At 63.1% G+C, this 18,583-nt stretch carries 17 protein-coding genes; 7 read left to right on the top strand and 10 right to left on the bottom strand.

Going from position 1 to position 18,583, the window contains the following annotated elements:
• Positions 1–109: transposase (locus ACP7DE_RS27165; protein WP_426075024.1), on the top strand; the 109-nt coding region annotated here is incomplete at its 5' end.
• Positions 110–166: 57 nt separating this feature from the next.
• Here ACP7DE_RS27165 and ACP7DE_RS27160 read toward each other — a convergent pair.
• The 7 genes from ACP7DE_RS27160 to ACP7DE_RS27130 all read right to left on the bottom strand — a co-directional run bounded on the left by ACP7DE_RS27160 (position 167) and on the right by ACP7DE_RS27130 (position 9,759).
• The gene (locus ACP7DE_RS27160; RefSeq protein ID WP_426075022.1) at positions 167–1,582 is read right to left on the bottom strand and encodes a c-type cytochrome; all 1,416 of its coding nucleotides are present in this window, start codon (positions 1,580–1,582) and stop codon (positions 167–169) included.
• Positions 1,579–3,186 carry a GMC family oxidoreductase gene (locus ACP7DE_RS27155; protein WP_426075021.1) on the bottom strand — a complete coding sequence of 536 codons (1,608 nt, stop codon included), beginning with the start codon at positions 3,184–3,186 and terminating at the stop codon, positions 1,579–1,581. Before ACP7DE_RS27155 ends, ACP7DE_RS27160 begins: the two co-directional genes overlap by 4 nt.
• A gap of 9 nt (positions 3,187–3,195) precedes the next feature.
• Positions 3,196–3,720: a sugar dehydrogenase complex small subunit gene (locus ACP7DE_RS27150; RefSeq protein WP_426075020.1), complete on the bottom strand. Its 525-nt coding sequence runs from the start codon at positions 3,718–3,720 to the stop codon at positions 3,196–3,198.
• Between the two features lie 28 nt (positions 3,721–3,748).
• Positions 3,749–4,915 carry a porin gene (locus ACP7DE_RS27145; RefSeq protein WP_426075019.1) on the bottom strand — a complete coding sequence of 389 codons (1,167 nt, stop codon included), beginning with the start codon at positions 4,913–4,915 and terminating at the stop codon, positions 3,749–3,751.
• 342 nt (positions 4,916–5,257) lie between these two features.
• Positions 5,258–5,713 (bottom strand): homoprotocatechuate degradation operon regulator HpaR, encoded by a 456-nt coding sequence (gene hpaR, locus ACP7DE_RS27140; RefSeq protein WP_226939756.1) that lies wholly within the window; start codon positions 5,711–5,713, stop codon positions 5,258–5,260.
• Between the two features lie 102 nt (positions 5,714–5,815).
• Positions 5,816–7,624, bottom strand: a complete 1,809-nt coding sequence (locus tag ACP7DE_RS27135) for a DUF885 domain-containing protein (protein ID WP_426075018.1) — start codon at positions 7,622–7,624, stop codon at positions 5,816–5,818.
• A gap of 125 nt (positions 7,625–7,749) precedes the next feature.
• The gene (locus tag ACP7DE_RS27130) at positions 7,750–9,759 is read right to left on the bottom strand and encodes a glycoside hydrolase family 3 protein (RefSeq protein WP_426075017.1); all 2,010 of its coding nucleotides are present in this window, start codon (positions 9,757–9,759) and stop codon (positions 7,750–7,752) included.
• A gap of 208 nt (positions 9,760–9,967) precedes the next feature.
• Here ACP7DE_RS27130 and ACP7DE_RS27125 point away from each other — a divergent pair, with 208 nt between their 5' ends.
• Both ACP7DE_RS27125 and ACP7DE_RS27120 read left to right on the top strand, forming a co-directional pair.
• The gene (locus ACP7DE_RS27125; protein WP_426075016.1) at positions 9,968–10,999 is read left to right on the top strand and encodes a helix-turn-helix domain-containing protein; all 1,032 of its coding nucleotides are present in this window, start codon (positions 9,968–9,970) and stop codon (positions 10,997–10,999) included.
• Between the two features lie 107 nt (positions 11,000–11,106).
• Entirely contained in the window at positions 11,107–11,562 is a 456-nt protein-coding gene (locus ACP7DE_RS27120; protein ID WP_426075015.1) for a GNAT family N-acetyltransferase, read from the top strand.
• A 10-nt stretch (positions 11,563–11,572) separates the two neighbouring features.
• Here ACP7DE_RS27120 and ACP7DE_RS27115 read toward each other — a convergent pair whose 3' ends face one another.
• Positions 11,573–11,968 carry a winged helix-turn-helix transcriptional regulator gene (locus ACP7DE_RS27115; protein ID WP_426075023.1) on the bottom strand — a complete coding sequence of 132 codons (396 nt, stop codon included), beginning with the start codon at positions 11,966–11,968 and terminating at the stop codon, positions 11,573–11,575.
• A gap of 162 nt (positions 11,969–12,130) precedes the next feature.
• Here ACP7DE_RS27115 and ACP7DE_RS27110 point away from each other — a divergent pair, with 162 nt between their 5' ends.
• From ACP7DE_RS27110 to ACP7DE_RS27095, 4 genes are all read left to right on the top strand, one after another.
• On the top strand, positions 12,131–12,703 hold the full coding sequence (locus ACP7DE_RS27110) for an FMN-dependent NADH-azoreductase (RefSeq protein ID WP_426075014.1): 573 nt from the start codon (positions 12,131–12,133) through the stop codon (positions 12,701–12,703).
• Positions 12,704–12,824: 121 nt separating this feature from the next.
• On the top strand, positions 12,825–13,112 hold the full coding sequence (locus ACP7DE_RS27105; RefSeq protein WP_426075013.1) for a putative quinol monooxygenase: 288 nt from the start codon (positions 12,825–12,827) through the stop codon (positions 13,110–13,112).
• Positions 13,113–13,192: 80 nt separating this feature from the next.
• On the top strand, positions 13,193–13,759 hold the full coding sequence (locus ACP7DE_RS27100; protein ID WP_426075012.1) for a hypothetical protein: 567 nt from the start codon (positions 13,193–13,195) through the stop codon (positions 13,757–13,759).
• Positions 13,756–14,490 (top strand): hypothetical protein, encoded by a 735-nt coding sequence (locus ACP7DE_RS27095; RefSeq protein ID WP_426075011.1) that lies wholly within the window; start codon positions 13,756–13,758, stop codon positions 14,488–14,490. The genes ACP7DE_RS27100 and ACP7DE_RS27095 overlap by 4 nt, the downstream gene beginning before the upstream one ends.
• 27 nt (positions 14,491–14,517) lie before the next feature.
• Here ACP7DE_RS27095 and ACP7DE_RS27090 read toward each other — a convergent pair whose 3' ends face one another.
• Both ACP7DE_RS27090 and ACP7DE_RS27085 read right to left on the bottom strand, forming a co-directional pair.
• Positions 14,518–16,059 carry a cryptochrome/photolyase family protein gene (locus ACP7DE_RS27090; protein WP_426075010.1) on the bottom strand — a complete coding sequence of 514 codons (1,542 nt, stop codon included), beginning with the start codon at positions 16,057–16,059 and terminating at the stop codon, positions 14,518–14,520.
• A gap of 38 nt (positions 16,060–16,097) precedes the next feature.
• A complete protein-coding gene (locus ACP7DE_RS27085) occupies positions 16,098–18,545 on the bottom strand; it encodes a penicillin-binding protein 1A (RefSeq protein WP_426075009.1) in 2,448 nt (815 codons plus the stop codon).
• Between the last annotated feature and the right edge of the window lie 38 nt (positions 18,546–18,583).

Raw genomic sequence — 18,583 nt, 5'->3', positions numbered from 1 at the left:
GGGTGTCAACAACCGCATCAAAGTTATCAAGCGGATGGCTTACGGTTTCCGGGACTCGGCATACTTCTTCCTTAAAATCAAGGATGCGTTCCCCGGCAAAGTGCGATGAACCAAAAAAAAGGCCAGACTTTACAGTCTGGCCCCAGCCTTTGCCACCGGTTGGTGCTTATGCGTGCTGGCGCCGACGTCCGCGCCACCATACCAGCAAGGCCAGCAGCACCAGCACGCCGACGATGATGGCCGCGCGGGCCAAGCCGATCAGGTTCGACGGCGCGCCGCCGTCGCGCAGGGTGGTCACCTGTTCCGCCGTCACCTTGATGGCGGGATTGCCGTACATCTTCTGCACGTAATTACCCAAGGTGACGATCTGCTCGTCCGACAGGCTCTGGCGGAAGGCGGGCATGACATGGTTGACAGCGTGGCCCGCAGCATGACTGCCCTTGCCATCCTGGCGTTCCACACCATCGAGTATCGCCATCACCAGGTTATTGCTGTTGCTGCGGCCCGTCACCGAGTTGTGGAACAGCGGCGGCAGACTGCCATCGAAACTGCCCTCACCCCTGGCCTGGTGGCAGCTGGCGCACTGCGCATCGTACAGCTGCGCGCCCGACATCTTGTTCAGGTTTTGCGGCAGCGGCACGCCGCGTATGGCATTCAACGCGTCGCCCGCCTGACCCCATTGCGTCACCGGCTTCGTGTCCGCCTTGTCGCGGATGGCCGGCACGCTTTTCAGGTAATGCGCCACGGCGTTCAAGTCTGCATCGCTCAAGTGCTTCAGGCTATGGTCGATGGCTTCGGCCATCGGTCCGGCCGCCTGGCCCCGGTGCGCTGCGCGGCCCGTGCGCAGGTAGTCGGCCAGGTCTTGCTGGCTCCAGCTGCCGATGCCGCTGTTGACGTCCGAGGTGATGTTCGGCGCATACCAGGTGCCCAGGTCCGCGCCGCCCAGCTCTTTCGACAGTTGCTCGGCCATCAGCGCATTGCGCGGCGTGTGGCAGGTGGTGCAGTGGGCCAGCCCTTGCGCCAGGTAGGCGCCGCGGTTCCACTCCATGCTTTTCGACGTATCGGCCACGAACGGTTTTGTATCGAGGAAGAGCAAATTCCAGCCCGCCATCGAGAGGCGGATATTGAACGGAAACGGCAAGTCCGTCTGTGTTGCCGGCGCCGTGTCCACCGCTGCCACCGCATGCATGAAGTAGGCGTACAGGGCAGCCGTGTCGTCGTCCGTTACCTTGGCATAAGCCGTGTAGGGCATGGCCGGGTACAGGTGCGCGCCGTCGGCCCGCACGCCGCGGCGCAGCGCATCGGAAAACTGCTGCAAGGTGTAGTTGCCGATGCCATGCGTTTTCGACGGCGTGATGTTGGTGGCGACGATGGCGCCCAGCGGTGTGGCCAGGGCCAGCCCGCCCGCCATTGGTTTGCCGCCCGGCACGCTGTGGCAGGCGATGCAGTCTCCGGCCGTGGCCAGGTAGCGGCCACGTTCGATGGCCTGTACATCGGCGCCGGGGGCGTCCGCCGCCAGCACCGGCAAGGACACGAGGAACAGCAGCGCGGCGCCAGCCGCCATTCTGAAAGTCGCCATCATGCTGTTCCTCCCTGTTCGTCGAGGATATGCTTGACGGTGCGCAGTGCCACGGCCAGGCCATTCTCCGTCGAATTGCAGGTGCCGGATGTGGGCAGCACGCCGGTGCTGCACAGGAACAGGTTGGCATGGTCGAAGGTGCGACCCCACTGGTCGCACACGGCCTTGGCCGGGTCGGAACCCATCGACAGGGTGCCGCAGATGTGCTGGTTGTTGGCAAACACGCCTTCCTTGCTGTGGCGCAGATTGGTGCCGCCCATCAGCTTGGCGATCTGCTCGAAGTCCTGCTTCGAACGCTCGTGGCCACGCTTCGTGTAGTCGTCGATCGCATAATGCGCCTGCGGCTTGGGGATGCCCATGGCGTCCTTTTCGCTGCTGAGGGCAATGCGGTTTTCCGGATTCGGCAGCACTTCCAGCACATTTTTCAAGCTCATTTCGCGCGCCGAACGGAAACGCAGCTGCTGTTCGAATTCCGCGCCAAAGATGCCCTTGCCGATCAATTCCCTGGTGGCGCCATCCACGCGTGAAATGTTCGTGAAGTCCAGGCGGTATGGCGAATGCTGGCTGCGGAAATCGCCATCGCGCATGGTGTTGATGGAATTGGGGCTTTGCGGGCCACGGCCCAGCCACAGGTCTTCATCGGCATCGAAGGTGATCGAGGTGCTCGGGTGGTCCATCAGGTTGCGGCCCACCATGTCGCTACTATTGGCCAGGCCATTCGGGTATTTGTCCGAGGCGGAAACGAGCAGCAAACGGGGGCTTTCAATGCCGTTGGCAGCCAGGATAAAGGTCTTGGCCGTGACCCGATGGCTGTTCTTGTCCACGTCATAGTACAGCGCGGCCGTGATGCAGCCCTGCGCGTCGTGTTCCAGCTTGTAGACGTTGGCGTTGCACAGGATCTTGACGCCCGCGTCTTCCGCCTGCTGCGCGGCGATGCCGCCATGGTATTGCGCGTCGATGGGGCAGATCGGCTGGCAGCTGTTATTACCGCAGCAGGCCGGGCGGCCAGCGTAGCTGACGCTGTTGCGCGCCACCGTGTTGCCGACCACATTGAACGAGGGGTCGAGGCGTTCGCGGATGCGGCGCATGGCGTATGGCTCCGTCACGGATTCCATCGGAAATGGCTGCTGGCGCGGCGAACCCGTGTTCTCGGCCCCGGAAACGCCCATGATGTCTTCCGCTTCCTGGTAAAACGGCTCCAGGTCTGCATAGCTGATGGGCCAGTCCACGCCCACGCCGTACAGCGTATGGATGCGGAAGTCGTTCGGCACGTTGCGCCACGCCTGCGCGGCCCAGTGCCACGAAGTACCGCCGAACTGGCGGATGTATTCGGCCGGGTACGGGTACGGGCCGGCCTGCACCAGGTGGCCGTTATCGTTCGGCTGGTAGATCGGATGCGGCGCCGTGGCGACGGACGGATACGGCGACATCCAGTCGCTGCGGCGCGTCGTGTTGCGGAAACGGGCGACGATTTCGCCGCGCGACACGCGCGGACCCGCTTCCAGGATCAGCACCGAAGCGCCGGCCAGCGCCAGCTTGCGCGCGGCCAGGGAGCCGATGATGCCGGAGCCGATCACGAGGTAATCGGCAGAGAGTTCTTCAGCCATGATGGCTCCTTAAATTGGTTTTCTGGCCCAGCTGCCATAAGCGCCGTAGGAATACGTGGGAGGCTTCAGCACGTCGGCCACGACGGCCGCGCTCAAAGCCTGTTCGTAGGCGACGCAGACGGCCGCCTCTCCCGTGCCGACGATACCCAGGTACCAGGCGCTGGCGATCTGGCGCGGCAGGGCCGCCAGCGGCGACTGGGCGGGATCGAGCGCATCGAGCGCTTCCTGCAAGCCGGTCGTCTGCAAGCCCTGCGCATTGATCAAGGTCAGCAGCGCGCGCACCTTCCCCGGGAAGGCGGCGTCCTGCGCCACCAGCGCGTCATACAGGCGTCTGGCCAGCACCGGGTCTAGCACCGGGCGCCCGACCAGCATGGCCGACACACCCAAAAAAGCGCCCTGCTCCGCATTGGCGACCGGTTCGGCCAGCGCCCAGGGAATCAGCGCCGCGGCCGAAGCCGACAGCAAGCCGGCCAGCACCATGCGGCGGCCGGGATTGAGAGGGCCGCGGCCCTCCTTGTGATGTGTAGCGTCCAATTGAAGCTCCCGTGAGTTCAACAACCGTTCAGAAAGAATGCTTGAGACCGACCATCACCACCGTCTGCCCGCCATTCGACGACGGCGTGCCGTTTTGCGAATCGCCGACCGAAGCGACGGCCTTGACGATGGCGCCGTCCTGGCCCAGGGTCTGGCCGCGCGCCAGTTGGCGCGCTTCGATCAGGTAGATCGCGGTGCGCTTCGACAGCGCAAACGTCTGTTCGAACGACAGCTGGCGGTAGCGCGCGCGGTCCGACACGCCGTTGGCGTGGCTGGCGAAAGTGTCGCTGTAGCCGGCGGCCAGGAACCACTGTGGCGTCAGCTGGTAGCTGGAGATCAGGCCGGCCGTATTGAAGATGACCGTGTCGCGGAAGATGGAATGGCTGCCGGCCTGGTATTGCACATTGCTGGCATTGGCACCCACCATCCACTTGCCCATGGTATAGCGCGCGCTGGCGGCGATGAATGCTATGCTTTCGGCCGAAGCGTAGCCCCGGTTGATGGCCGAGATGCCGAAGCTGGCCGAGGCGTTATCGCTCCAGCCGGCGCCATTTGCGCCATTTTTCAATTTCAGATAGCCGAGCGCGAATTCAGCCGGCAAGGTGCTGTACTTGACGGCGGCGCTGAAGCTGCTGCCCACGACATTGCCGTCGGCCGCTTCGCCAAAGCCGTATTGCGCGCTGGCCTGCAAGCCACGCCAGGCGGGCATGCTGTAGGTGACGGAATTGCTGATGCGCACGGTCGTGTCGAGTCCGTCGATGTCGCCAGGATGGGCGCCGGTCGCGCCCGTCAAGACATTGCTCGACGCCAGCGAACCCACCAGCAGGTAGTATGGCGTGTACTGGCGGCCGGCCGTCAAGGAGCCGTAGGCTGTCGATTGCAAACCCACGTAGGCCTGGCGGTTGAACAGGGAGCTGGCGGAACTTTGCGCACCCGTATCGCTTTCAAAGCCGTTTTCCAACAAGAACAGCGCCTTCAAGTCGCCGCCCAGATCTTCCACGCCCTGGAAACCGATCTTGCTGGCGGATAAGTTACCGCTGCGCATGTAGGTGTTCGACTTGCCGCCCTGGTTGCTCGCGTAGGCGGTCGCCGCATCGACCACGCCGTAAATAGTGACATTGCTTTGGGCGCAAACGTTTGCGACTATGAGCGTGGAGACGGCCAGCGCCGCAGCGCACATGCATATAGTGTTCATTTTTTCCTGACTTTTTTATTTTATTGTACGTACGATAAGTATTTTCGCCGCGATGGCGCAATGCTGGCTGTGGCGCCGCGTTGCCGCCCCATCCAGCGAGGGGGCATCCGCTGTTCTTCTTGATCTGAATCAAGTGTCACAAATTATACGCTTATTTACTAACATGTAAGTGATTTACTATAAGGCGTACTCTTATAGCAAAACTGGCAGGCGCACGGGCTTAATCCCGGCAGAATGCGGCAATGCGCGGAACAGGCATGGCAAAAGCGGCGGCGGCGCGTGTTGAGAAACACGCGCCCGATCAATGCTCAGGCAGGGAGAAGATGGGGGGAGGACGGGGATTTAGCGCAGGATGGCGGGCGCCACCGGCAGGGTTTCCAGGGCAATGAAGGCTTCCAGCGTGCGGCGCATGTCTTCGAACACTTGCTTGCCGTAGGCCGCTTCCAGGTGGGCATATTGCAAGTCGATGAGTTTACCCATCTGCAGCAGCAGGCTGGCGCCCGCTTCCGACAGGTGCACCTTGCGGCGGCGCTGGTCGCCTTCGAACTTGCTGCGCCCGATCAAGCCGATTTCTTCCATGCGCGCCAGGATGCCGCTCATGCTGGGACTGGAAATCTGGCAGATCTCGCACAGCTCGCGCGGTTCCAGGGTCGGGCTTTCATTCAAGGCGCGCATGATGCGCCACTGCTGCTCCGTTACGCCGAAGTGATTGAGGATGGGGCGGAAATGCTGCAGCAGGCTGTCGCGGGCTTTCAGCAGCAGTTGCGGCATGTTCGGATAACGGATCGGTAGCTGCAAGTGGAACTCCAGGGTGGCCAACACAATGAGTGTAATTATACGACTCGCCCGAGGACAATAGCGGCAAAATTCCCTTTCCCCGCCGCGCTTGATGCCACGACGTCAGCCCTTGGCTTTTCTCTGCTCGGGGATGAAGTGTTCGCGCACGGCCTTGGCCAGCAGGCCAGGCGGCAGCAAACCCTGGCCCAACAGGAAGTTGTTGAAGGCCATACGGTCGAATTGCGTGCCCAGTGCCAGCTCCGTTTCCGCGCGCAGCTGCAGGATGCGCGTGTAGCCATAGAAATAGCTGCCCGCCTGGCCCGGCATATTGAAGGTATAGCGGTCCAGCTCCTGGCGCGCCATCGCTTTCGACAGCATCACTTCATCCGTCAGGATGCGACCCGCTTCTTCGCGCGTGACTTGCCCCAGGTTCAGCATCGGGTCGAGCATGGCGCGCGCCGCGCGCAGCATGCGGAACTGCAGCGCGATGAACTGGCCTTCGGCCGGCTCGTAGGGAATCATCTCCGCTTCCGCGTACAACGCCCAGCCTTCCACGTTGACGCTGTTGAACGCGTACAGGCTGCGCGCCTGCGACACGCCCCGCTCCACCATCGCGCTGAACTGCAGCTCGTGGCCGGGACGGCCCTCGTGCGCGCTCAGGGTCCAGGCGGCGCCCGCGAAATTGAAATCGTCATACGCTTCGCCCTTGCCGCTGGCGGCCGGATTGCTGACGGGGAGGACAAATTGGCCGTGTTCTCCCGTATTGCCGATCAGCGGAGGCGGACGCATATGCGGCGCCGGCTGGGCCGCCGATTCGGCGGCGGACGCCAGGCGCATGGTCATGGCGCGCGCGGGAATATCGACCACGCGCTGCTGAAGGATACGCTCTTCCAGCTGCGTATTGACGCCCTTGTAGTGCGCTTCGAGCTGCTCGTTCGGGATGGCGTCTACTTTCAGCGCGCGCAGCACCTGGCGGTAATCCGTGCCGTCGACGCCTTTCAACGCCAGCTTGGCCGCCACCACGGGCGCCAGCGCCTGCATGGCGGCGCGCGTTTCCAGGTAAGACACTTGCGCCCGTTCGACCAGCGCGCGCGGTTCGATATCGATGCCCACCTGCTTCAGGCGAAACGCGTACAGCTCGGGCGCCATGCGGAAATCCGTGCGCGACAGGGGCAGCACCACTTGCTTCTCCCATGCCGCATACGCGTTCAACTGCTGTTCCATGGCGGCCAGCGCAGGTTCGGCGCCCGCGATCTGCATGTCGGCAAACAGCTTGCGGATGCCGGCGATATACGTTGGCACGTTTTCCAGCGACTGCTCCACCTGCAGGCGCACGGGTCCCGCCAGACCGGGCTTGCCGATCTTTTCCGTGAACCGCGCCTTGGCCTGCGTCGTGATCGGCGTGCTGCCGGGGAACTGGCCCACGTAGCGCTGCAGACGTTCGAGCGCCTTGGCGCGGCGCGCCGCCGGGCGCTGTTCCTGCAGCAGGCTTTGCATGCTGCCAAAGACCATTTGCGGCACATCGACCCACGGCAAGGTGTATTTGGCGTCCAGCCGGGCACCGCTGATTTCAGCGTCGACGGCCTGCGTCAGGATTTGCAGATCCTGGCGGATGCGTTCATCTTTTTCCGCCGCCAGCTTTTGCTGCAATTGCGCGCGCGCCTGCCGCATGGCCGTCACATAACGTTCCGTGATTTTCGGCCCCAGGTCGGCGGCCAGGCCATCGTACTGGGCCAGGCCCGTATCGGAGGCATTTTCGGGCGAGAACTGCGCCTGCGCCGCCAGCACGATGGCAGTGTTGCGGTTGCTGGCCTCGACCCAGGCCGATGCTGCATTGGGCGCTGCAGGGACGGCCGCCATGGCGGGCATGGCCAGCGCGGTTGCAAGCGCCGCGGCAAGTACGGTCTGGTGCAATTTCGGATTAAGGCACATCGGGGGGTTCCTTCCTGGCAGAAGCGGCGAACAAAACGGCAAACGAAGCGGCCAGTATCGGCGAGCGCCAGGGTACTGTCAATCGGGCGGGGACAGGCCGCGCCGGGCGGCCCGTCCCGCTCCTGTCAGTACGCCAGCCCGTAGCCGAACTTGTACAGCGGATGGGCCGTGTCATACGGCACGTCCGATTTCTGCACCTGCACTTCGGCCATCGACGATGGCAGTTCGAACGGCAGCTTGCCCTGCGGCTTGGCCTTGCCCGTCAAGACATCGAACAGCGCGCTGTCGCTCACGCCAAAGTTGGCGAGTATGGCGCTGGCCTTGTCCTGCACGTTGCCGAGAATGGCCGGGCGGTCCAGGTAGACCGTCACCACCGTCTTCGGCGCGTTCTTCGCCGCGTTCTTGATCGCTTCGTAGTCGGCATTACCGTCCACGTAATCGAGGCGGCCTTCGTGCTGCATGCTGCCGAAGATGTAGTTCGGATGCAGGGTTTCATACGGCGCGGCCACGCGCAGCAGGGCCACGTCCGCTTCCTGCGGCGTGGCGACCACCGTGTAGCCGTACTGTTTCGCCACGGCCGCATCGATGCCGTACAAATAAACCTTTTTGATGCTGGTCGCCAGCGGCAAGACCTTGTCCTTGTTTTCCAGCAGGACCAGCGAGCGGCGCTGGGCCTCCAGGCCTGCTTCGATGAAGTCCGCCTTGCCCACCGTGACCGCCGCATTCGCCGCATCGACAAACGGATGCTCGAACAAGCCTTGCTTGAATTTCTGGATCAGGATGCGCCGCGCCGACGCATTGATGCGCGCTTCCGTCAACTGTCCCCGCTGCACGGCCTGCGTCAGGTATGGCGCTTCCGTCACGCCGCCAAACTGGTCCATCCCCGCCGTCACGGCCCTCACGTAGCGCTCGGCCTTGGTGGCGTCTTCCATGCCCCACGGCGTGCCGAAACCGATGAAGGAAGGCGCGACGCCGGGCGCTGTGCCGTTGCGGCAGTTGGCGTCGCAGTCCGAAGTGATGCCCCAGTCGGACAGGATCACGCCCTCGAAGCCGTATTTGCCGCGCAACAGATCCGTCAGCATGGTCTTGCTGAAACCGGCCGCCACCTGTTCCAGGGTGATGCCATCGATGATGATGTTCCCATCAGGCAGAGCGTATGTCGGCATGACGGAGGCCGCCTTGGCCGTGAACGCCCCTTCGAACGGCTTCACATGATAGGCAAAGTTGTTGCCCGGGTAGGTCATGTAACGGCCATAGTAATTGTGGCCGTCGAAGCCTTCTTTCGTGGCGCCGTAGCCGACCCAGTGCTTGACGACGGCCACCACGCTGCCGTCATGCAAGCCCGTATTCCCGTCCTGGAAGCCCTCGATATAGTGCTGCACCATGCGCTTGGCCAGGTCGGCGTCTTCGCCGAAGGTGCCGTTGATGCGCGACCAGCGCGGCTCGGTGGCCAGGTCGGCCTGCGGCGACAGGGCTTGCGTGATGCCGACGGCCAGGTATTCCTGGCGCGCGATATCACCGAAACGGCGCACCAGCGCATCGTCGCCGATGGCGGCCAGGCCCAGGGTTTCCGGCCACTGGGAAAAACCCTTGGTACCGGCGCTGGCGCCCACCGTGTACTGGAAATGGTGGCGCGGATCGGTGCTGATGGACACGGGGATGCCGTGGCGCGAGGTCTCGCTCAGGGCCTGCACCTTGTTGTACTGGGCAGCCATGTTGGCCGTATCGCCCGCCATGCGGGTAATAAACGTATTGACGTACTGCTTGACGATCAGGTCTTGCAGCGCCGTCAAGTCATACGCGCCGCCCAGGCCGATACCGGAAGGGTCGGACACGGTGGGCGCCGTGCCATGCATCATCAGGCCCGCTTTTTCATCAAGGCTCATGCGCGACAACAGGTCGTCGGCGCGCGCCTCGGCCGACAGGCGCCAATCTTCGTACGGATCGATTTTGCCGTTGCGGTTCATGTCCTTGAAGGCATAGCCGTCGACCTTGAGCTGATTGTAGGTAGTGGCGCCAAACACGGGCTGCTTGTATTCCTCGCTGGCGGTGTCGTTGCCGCAGGCGGCCAGGGCAAGCGTGGCAACGCAGCCGGCGACCACGCGGGCCATCGGTTTCAAAGTGCAATTCATCATTATCTCCAAGACTGTTTTTGTAGGTATCAAGGCGCGGCAGCAAGGCCGGCCGAAAACAATATAGCGTGAGAATGCGTGAGTTTCTTGACCGCGCAGCACGCGTTTTATACCCGCGAGAACAATTTTTGGTTAGATGGCACAACAACCAACAATCTCTTACAAAGTGCTAATATTTGTGAAAAATTACTACAACAAGCAGGAGACACCCTTGCACAAACCCGATACGCGCACGGTTTCGAACCGCATCGCGCAGCAATGCGCGCGCGCCATGCAGGCCGATGGCCACGACCCGGCCGACTTCTTTCAACGGACGGGCATCACGCCGGCGCAGCTGAACGAGCCAGGCGGCCGCATCAACGCCGAGCGGCACCGCCGCATGACGACCTACGCCCAACAGTTGCCGCAGCACCGGGCCATTCTCGATCTCGACGTGACGCACTGGTTCGCGCATTACTCGGGCATCGCCCACGTCTGTTTCAACCGCCCCACCCTGCGCAGCGCGCTGCACGAGCTGCTGCACTTGCGGGGCCTGATCGGCGAATTCGATTTCATGCTGATGAGCGAGAATGGCACGCGCGTCGAAATCGAATACCTGTCCGAGTTTTGCCCGCTAGGGGGCGCCATGCAGGCGCTGGCCAATTTCCGCATGCTGTCGCTGGTCGCGCGCGCCTACGACGATGGCGCTGCCACCGCCTTCCATGCCAGTTTCCAGGGCAAGGCGCCGTGGTTCGCGCCCGCCATTGCCGAGTGCTTCGGCGCCGCCGCCACCTTTGGCCAAGCGCGCAACACGCTGACGTTCAACGCGCCGGCGCTGGACCGGCCCTTCGCCCAGTTCAACGCCATGCTGGCGCCGCACGCGCTGCGGCATGCCCAGGGGCAATTGCAGCAGTTGCAAGGGGCGCAGCTGTTTTCGGCCCGCGTGGAGCAAGCCATCATCGATTTACTCGGCCAGCAGGTCGACACGGACGGCGCCTCGCTGCTGCCGGCCCTATGCGACGGCCTGGCGATGAACCGCTGGACCTTGCAGCGCCAGCTGCAGCAGGAGCAGACCTCGTTCCGCGCGCTGGAATTGCGCGCCAAGAGCCGCGAATCGCGCCGCCTGCTGCGCGAAACAAACATCAGCGTAGCGGACATCAGCGAGCGCCTGGGCTTTTCCTCGCAAAGCGCGTTCACCCGCTTTTTCAAGCAGCAGTTCGAACTGCCGCCAGCGCGCTACCGGCAGGATGCGGCCGGACTCTAGACAGGCATATGCAGCATGCGGCGGCGGAAGGCGGGCGATGGAACAGCATTGACTATTGAATAATTTTTACGCATAGTGCCAAGTCCTGCCTGTTAATACCTTCGAACATGCCCATCAGCCTGCGCCCCGTCACGGCCGACAATTTTGACATCATCAGCGAACTGCCGCTGCTGCCCAAGCAGCGCGACTATCTGGCCAGCAACGATTATTCCATTGCGGAGGCCAGCTTTTACCCCACCACCATGCATACGCGCGCCGTGTATGGCGATGAGGAGGTAATCGGTTTCCTGATGTTCGTCTCGCCCGACGACGACGATCCGCCCGGTCACTACCAGATCTGGCGCTTCATGATCGATCACCGGCGCCAGGGACAAGGTCATGGCAGGGTTGCCCTCGCCCTGGCGCTGGCGGAAATCCGTGCCCGCCCGGACGCGCGCAGCATCGAAATTTGCTACAAGCCCGGCAATGCCAATGCGAAAAAATTCTATGCCAGCATGGGATTCGTGGAAAAAGGCATGGATGCCGATGGCAATGACATGCTGGCCGTGATTCAGTTGGCCTGACTGAGCTGGCCTAGCTGCCTGGCGCTGTGCCCGCATCGGCCTTGGCATCAAACGCCAGCCGCGCCGCATCGATGGCGTCGCGGTGACCGTAAGCCCAGGCGCCCAGCGCGCTGATGGGGATCAACAGCGAGCGGCCCAGGTCCGTCAAGGCGTAGTCGACGCGCGGCGGCACGGTGGGGAATACGGTGCGCGTCACCAGCCCATCGCGCTCCAGACCGCGCAAGGTCAAGGTCAGCATGCGCTGGGAAATGCCGCCGATCAGGCGGCGCATCTCGTTGAAACGCTTGGTGCCATTGCCCAGCAACATCACCACCATTACGCTCCATTTGTCGCCCACGCGCGTGAGGATATCCGTGATCGGCCGGCACGAGTCAGCCACGCCGGCATGGCCGCCCTCGTCGCGCATGCGCTGCTCCAGCGCAGCCCCCTGCGCAGCGGCGTCGCCAATAGTCACATCCATGTGCCCCAGTGTGGAAAAAGTGCCTTCTTGTGCGTTCATTTGATAGTCACTATATTTACCTCGGTTACAAAAGAATACCACCCGATCATACCATCCAAGAAGGCTACCATGAACATCCTGCATATCGATTCCAGCGTCCTCGGCGAGCATTCCGTCAGCCGTCAACTGTCCGCCGCCATCGTCGCCCGCCTGCAAGCGGCCGCGCCTGGCGCCAGCGTCCACTACCGCGACCTGGCCGCGCAACCGTTGCCGCAATTCACTGCCGCCCCCAGCGATGCCGACGGCGTAGCGCTGGCCGGCGCACTGGAGCAAGTGCTGGCCGCCGACGTCATCGTCATCGGCGCGCCCATGTACAATTTCGCCATCCCCAGCCAGCTCAAATCGTGGCTCGATGCACTGGCCGTGCCCGGCAAGACGTTCCAGTACGGCGCCAACGGACCTGAAGGCTTGTTGGGAGCCACGCGCGTGATCATCGCTTCGACGCGCGGCGGCTATTACGGCGCCGACACGCCGATGGCCAGCCTGGAACACCAGGAAAGCCATCTGCGCGCCTTTCTCGGTTTCCTCGGCATCACCCAGCTCGACATCGTGCGCGCCGAAGGCGTCAAGGTCAGCGACGCAGCCAGGGCGCAGGCATTGACGGGCGCCTTCGAGCAGATCGGGGCGCTGCAGGCGGCGTAGGTTTAGCTTGATTCTCTGGCTGCGGCGGAAACTGTTTCGGCGCAACCAGACTGGACAGGGCGGGCATGAAAGTCCAGGATGCGCTAAGCTGCACCCGCCCCACCACTTTACAAGGACCACCATGACCCTGATCGTCGTCGCCACCATCGATGCCCAAGCTGACCATATCGACGCCGTGCGCGCCGCCCTGGAAGCCGTCGTACCGCCCAGCCGCACCGAAAGCGGCTGCCTGCGCTACGAGCTGCACCTGGACAACAAAATCCCCACCCGCTTCATCATGCTGGAAGAATGGACCGACAAGGCCGCGCTGACGGCGCATGACACGACGCCCCACTTCAAGGCGCTGGTGGCCGCCGTGGGCGACAAAGTCGTCAAGATCGACATAGCGGAGTTGAGCAAGCTGAAGTAACGCGCTCGGACGCGTGCAATCGCGCGTTCCCCAAAGAAAGTTGTCACTTATAATATGGCAACTTTTTTTATGGCGCCATCATGACACCCTTTTCCTGGATACACGGCGCCCTTGCGGCGGCCGCCTTCACCGTTTGCGCCGGCGCCGCCGCGCAAGCGCCCATGCCCAAGCTGATGGGCGAGTACAATCTGCTCTCGTCGACGACCGTGCCGCCCAGCACCTGGGGCTATTCCAAGGCCCGTGTTTCAATCAAGCAGCTCGATGAGCATCACCTGTTGATCCTGCTCGCCTGCGAATGGAAACGCGAGCCGAAGGCCGTCTGCGGCGACTATTTCTATGCCCAGTGGCGCGACGATGGCCTGTATCTGCAAGATATGAACACCTTCGCCATGCGCCTCTACTTCGATCCCATTTCACACAAGCTCACCATCATTTCGCGCGGCGCCGACGCCAAGCAGAGTGTACGGCACGAAGTGTTCAGCGCAACGACGGCGCCACTCGTCGACACCGCCCTCGTGCGGCGCATGAAGCGCGAGCAATCGAATGCCGACAGCAAGGAAAACCGACGCGTGTTCGGGCCCTACACCAAGTGGGACTACCAGGAAAACCGCATCGAATTCCAGCGTCAAGACTTGACGACGCCATGATGTCGCGCCGGATCCAACCCATGCGGCGCCAGTTGCTGCGCCTCGCCGGCGCCCTGCTGTGCTCGCCCGTGCTCGCGCGCGCGGCCGACGGCGGCCTGCCCCATGCCGTGCGCCAGCGCATCCTGGCCACCCTCGACTCGCCGCTGCCCAAGGTGCTCCATGTGCAGCACCTGGCGCTGATACGTCGTTTCAACATCGGCTGGTCGCCCGTGGAAAGCGGCGCGCCCATGCTCAATCCGGCGTACCCGCTGGGCCAGGGCGATACCCTGGCACTGGCCATGCAAGTCATCGCCAGCAAGGATGCGGCGCTGGCCGCGCAACGCCTGATGGAAGCGTCGCAAATGCTGCCCCACTTCGTGCAGATGGCCGACCTGAAACCGGGCAGCTATGCCAACGGCAAGGCGCCCTTCACCTTGACTGCCCGGCATGTGTCACTGCTGCGGCAACAATCATGGATGCCGCAGGAAATGCTGGCCATGGGCGCGGAAGACTATTTGGCCGAAGGCTACTGGCCCACCCCGTCCGTCGACGGCAAGCGCCCGTACGGCGACTTCACGAACTACCCGGTGGAAATGGCGCAAGCGCTAGGCCTGCCCGTGCGCCAGCAAGCGGACGGCAGCCTGGCCATCACGCCCAAGCTGCAAGCGGAATTGAAAACGCTGCACCGGCAAACCATGCCCGCGCTGCAAGTGTTCGTGCGGGAAGCGGGCTTGCGGCGCAATACCCTCTAAACGCGTGCCGGGCCAGATTGCCCTGAGTCACAGGGAGTCGAGCCTGGCCAGCATCGTGGCCGCCTGCTGCCGGAAATCCGCGATCGCCGCCGCGTCCATTTTCTCCAACTGGCGGTATGCCATGCCGATGCGGGGATTGCGTTCCAGTGTGTCCGCGTTGCGATGGAAAAAATCCCAGTACAGGGCATTGAAGGGGCAGGCACGCTCGCCGATGCGCGCTTTCTTGTCGTAATGGCAGCCTTTGCAATAATCGCCCATGCGGTCGATATACGCTGCGCTGGAAACATAGGGCTTGGTGGCCAGCAGGCCGCCGTCGGCGAACTGGCTCATGCCGACGGTATTGGGCAGCTCCACCCATTCGAAGGCATCGATATAGATGCCGAGGTACCAGCCATGCACCCTGGCAGGATCCAGGCCGGCCAACAGTGCGAAATTGCCGATCACCATCAGGCGCTGGATGTGATGCGCGTGCGCCTGTTCCAGCGACTGGGTGATCGCCTGCGACAGGCAATGCATCTTCGTCTTGCCGTCCCAGAACCATGAAGGCAGCGGGCGCGTGTGACCAAAGAAATTCTTCTCGGCATAGCCCGGCATATGGGCCCAGTAAACACCGCGCACATATTCGCGCCAGCCCAGTATCTGGCGAATGAAACCCTCGACCGCGGCCAAGGGAGCATGGCCGGCGTGATACGCCGCCTGCGCCCTGGTGACGACTTCGCGCGGGTTGAGCATTTTCACGTTCAGCGCAAACGACAGCAGGGAATGAAACAAGCGCCATGCCTTGCTGCTCATCGCATCCTGGAAATCGCCAAAGTGCGGCAAGGCCCGCTCGATGAAGGCATCGAGTTGCTGCAGCGCCTCATCCCGGTTCAGCGCCCAAGGCAACCGCTCGGCTTGGGGCGCGCCGAAGCTTTTCACGCCGGCAGCGACGATGGATTCCCATAATTTCCCATGATCGTGCAAGGTGCGCGGGTCTTGCGGCTCGGCGGGCGTGCCGCGCCAAGGCTTGCGGTTATCGTGATCGAAGTTCCATTGGCCGCCCACGGGCTTTTTCGCGTCTTCCATCAGCACCTGATGCGTGCTGCGCATCTGCCGGTAGAAAAACTCCATCAGCCATTGCTTGCGTCCGGCGAAAATATCGGCGGCCTCGTTGCGGGCCGTATAAAAATGGTCGCTGTCGACCATCAGCCAGGGGATGGCCGAGCGTCGACTAGCCTGATAAAGCTGCTGGTCAAGGCGCCACTCGTCGGGTGCCTGGTACTCGAAGGCGCCGGCGTCATAACGGACAAGCAGCGCTTCGATATTCTCCGGTATCGAGCGCGTGCTTTCCACGTCGTCGATGGCGATGTAATGCACGGTGTGGCCGAGCTGGCGCAACTGGCGTGCCAACTCGCGCATGGCGGCGAAGATTGCCAGGATTTTCTGCGCATGATGCAGCACATAATCGGTTTCTTGCCGCACTTCCATCAAAACATAGATGGTGGCGTCATCGACTTCGGTGAACCAGCGGTGCTGGACATTGAGCTGGTCGCCGAGTATCAGGCGCAGTGTGGGCTTCGGTGAGGTCATGATTATTCTTTGCAATGGTTGAATTCGCTATGGAGGGCTTATCCTTGCGGCACCGGCGTCGGCGGCAGTGCGGGAGCCGGCTCCGACACCGCCTTGCCATGCGACTCCTGCCCGCCGTCGCCTTCGGCCGGCACGGCCAGCGGCGCTGGCGGCGCGCCTTCCTGCAGCATATCTCCCGGCTCTTCCACCGGTTCGTCCTGTGGTTCCTCGACCGGTTCGACGTGGCGCACCGGCGGTGGCGGCTTGCCGCCGGGGAAGATGGCGTCGCGCGACAACTTGCCCGTATCCAGCGCCGTCTTGAAGAAGTCGCCCACCACCAGCACGGCGTTGTGGCCGCCCTGGCCCCAGTAATTGCTGCGCATGGTGACGCGCGCGTCGTTGAAGCCCACCCAGGCGCCGCCCACCAGTTCCGGGTGCATCAAAATAAACCAGCCGTCCGCATTGTTTTGCGTGGTGCCGCTCTTGCCGGCCACGTCGGAGCGGATGCCGAAGCGGCTGCGGATGGCCGTGCCCGTGCCACGGTCGATCACGCCGCGCATCATGTCGGTCAGGGTGGCCGCCGATGCCGCCTGCATGGCGCGCTGAGGTTTGTCTTCGCCGAAACGGGCGATGACCTTGCCTTCGCGGTCGGTGATGTGAGTGACGACGAATGGCAGGCGCGCCTCGCCCTGGGCCGCGATGCTGGCATAGGCGTTGACCATTTCCAGCAAGGTGACGGGACTGGTGCCCAGCGCCAGCGACGGCACTTTTTCCAGTTTGCTGTCGCGGATGCCCAACGCACGCGCCAACTTGATGATAGTCGGCAAGCCCACGTCTTGCATCACTTGCGCCGTGATGGTGTTTTTCGAGTACACGAGGCCATCGCGCATGGTCATGTCGCGTCCCGTGGTGCCGCTCATGTCCGTCGGACGCCATTTGGTGCCATCGGCCGCCTTGATATCCATCACTTCATCGCGGTAGACGTGGTCAGGGCTGAGGCCCTTTTCCAGCGCCGCGCCATACACGATGGGCTTGAAGGTGGAGCCGGGCTGGCGCGCCGCCTGCGATACATGGTCGAACTGTTCGCGCGCAAAGTCGCGGCTGCCCACCCAGGCACGCACGGCGCCCGTGGCCGGGTCCATGGCCGCAAAGCCTGCTTCCAGGCGCGTCTTCGACTTGCGCAGGGCCGCCATGAAGGCGCGGTCGCCCTTCAGTTGCGCCAGCGCGTCGTCCGGCGTTCCGCCGGCGGCCGTCAGCTTGCGGTAGTCGCCCGACTCGCGCACGAAGGCGTCCAGCAGGGCCGGATGCGACTTCCAGAAATAATCGAACGGCACGCTGCCGCCCTGCATGCCCGCATACATGCCCGTCGAAGTGGACGACGGCACGCCGGCGCGGCTCCATTCCACATCAGCGATCGCCTGCAAGGCGTTGGCTTGGCGCTCGACGGCCCGCTCGGCCGCCTGCTGCAAATCGTGGTCGAGCGTGGTGTGCACCACCAGGGCGTCCAGTTCCAGGTTGTAATCGTTCTCGTCGGCCCAGTCGATCAGCCACTTGCGCACATAGGCCGTGAAATGGCTGTCCGACTGCGCGCGTTCGCTCTGGCGCTCGAAATGCAGGCGCAGCGGACGCTTGATCAACTGCTTATAGCGCGCCTCGTCGATGACGTCATGCTTGCGCATCTGGCCCAGTACCACGTTGCGCCGCTGTAGCGAGCGTTCCGGGTTGCCGACGGGGTTGTAGTAATTCGTGCCTTTGAGCATGCCGACTAGGGTGGCGCTTTCCAGGATATCAAGGCGCGAAGCGGGTTTATCGAAGTAGGTACGGGCCGCCATTTCGATGCCGTAGGTGTTGTACAGGAAAGGCACGGTATTCAGGTAGGCTTCCAGGATTTCCGTCTTGCTGTAGGTGGCCTCGATCTTCAGGGCCGTGATCAACTCCTTCAGCTTGCGGTTCAGGTTACGCGAGCGGCCTATCTCCTCTGGGAACATATTGCGCGCCAGTTGCTGCGTGATGGTGGAACCGCCCTGGGGGTTGCCACCCGCAGTATGCAAGATGGCACCAGCCGTACGCGTGAAGTCGATGCCGTGGTGTTCGTAGAAACGGTGGTCTTCCGTCGAGATCAAGGCGCTGATCACGTTCGGCGAAATCTGCTTTAACGAGACCCGTTCCTGCAAACCCTGGTCGAAGCGGGCCAGTTCCTTGCCATCGGCGCTGACGATGGTGCTCGGTGCGGCCGCGCGCGCCTGGCGCAAGTCGTGGATGCTGGGCGTCAAGGGGATCAGCAGCAGCATGTATAAAGTCAGCAGCGCCAGCACGGCCAGGAACGACCAGAGGCCGAGCACCAGCGCGCGCCGCACGGGCGGCAAGCTCATCAAGTGAGCGTGGCCGCGCCGGTACAGCGCCACCGCCTTGGCCCACGCCACGCCCGCTACGCGAACGATCAGCGTGCGCGCCCGTGCCAGCGCCTGTCGTGCTTTTTCCTGAAACTGCTCCATGCCTGATGCCATGCTTGTAACCTTGTCTGATGCCGGATGATCCGTTTCAG

The organism is Janthinobacterium sp. DSP2-3-3 (assembly GCF_049897325.1).
GTDB lineage: Bacteria > Pseudomonadota > Gammaproteobacteria > Burkholderiales > Burkholderiaceae_D > Janthinobacterium.
The sequence above is the reverse complement of the archived record's forward strand: the minus strand, read 5'-3'. Positions and strand labels throughout refer to the sequence as shown.

Excerpts from the sequence above, each read along its gene's own strand:
- ACP7DE_RS27155 (WP_426075021.1), bottom strand. The coding sequence starts at position 3,186 with ATGGCTGAAGAACTCTCTGCCGATTACCTCGTGATCGGCTCCGGCATC.
- ACP7DE_RS27120 (WP_426075015.1), top strand. The coding sequence starts at position 11,107 with ATGCCCATCAGCCTGCGCCCCGTCACGGCCGACAATTTTGACATCATC.
- ACP7DE_RS27145 (WP_426075019.1), bottom strand. The coding sequence starts at position 4,915 with ATGAACACTATATGCATGTGCGCTGCGGCGCTGGCCGTCTCCACGCTC.
- ACP7DE_RS27110 (WP_426075014.1), top strand. The coding sequence starts at position 12,131 with ATGAACATCCTGCATATCGATTCCAGCGTCCTCGGCGAGCATTCCGTC.
- ACP7DE_RS27135 (WP_426075018.1), bottom strand. The coding sequence starts at position 7,624 with ATGTGCCTTAATCCGAAATTGCACCAGACCGTACTTGCCGCGGCGCTT.
- ACP7DE_RS27115 (WP_426075023.1), bottom strand. The coding sequence starts at position 11,968 with ATGCGCGACGAGGGCGGCCATGCCGGCGTGGCTGACTCGTGCCGGCCG.
- ACP7DE_RS27160 (WP_426075022.1), bottom strand. The coding sequence starts at position 1,582 with ATGATGGCGACTTTCAGAATGGCGGCTGGCGCCGCGCTGCTGTTCCTC.
- ACP7DE_RS27095 (WP_426075011.1), top strand. The coding sequence starts at position 13,756 with ATGATGTCGCGCCGGATCCAACCCATGCGGCGCCAGTTGCTGCGCCTC.
- ACP7DE_RS27130 (WP_426075017.1), bottom strand. The coding sequence starts at position 9,759 with ATGATGAATTGCACTTTGAAACCGATGGCCCGCGTGGTCGCCGGCTGC.
- ACP7DE_RS27085 (WP_426075009.1), bottom strand. The coding sequence starts at position 18,545 with ATGGCATCAGGCATGGAGCAGTTTCAGGAAAAAGCACGACAGGCGCTG.
- ACP7DE_RS27100 (WP_426075012.1), top strand. The coding sequence starts at position 13,193 with ATGACACCCTTTTCCTGGATACACGGCGCCCTTGCGGCGGCCGCCTTC.
- ACP7DE_RS27090 (WP_426075010.1), bottom strand. The coding sequence starts at position 16,059 with ATGACCTCACCGAAGCCCACACTGCGCCTGATACTCGGCGACCAGCTC.
- ACP7DE_RS27105 (WP_426075013.1), top strand. The coding sequence starts at position 12,825 with ATGACCCTGATCGTCGTCGCCACCATCGATGCCCAAGCTGACCATATC.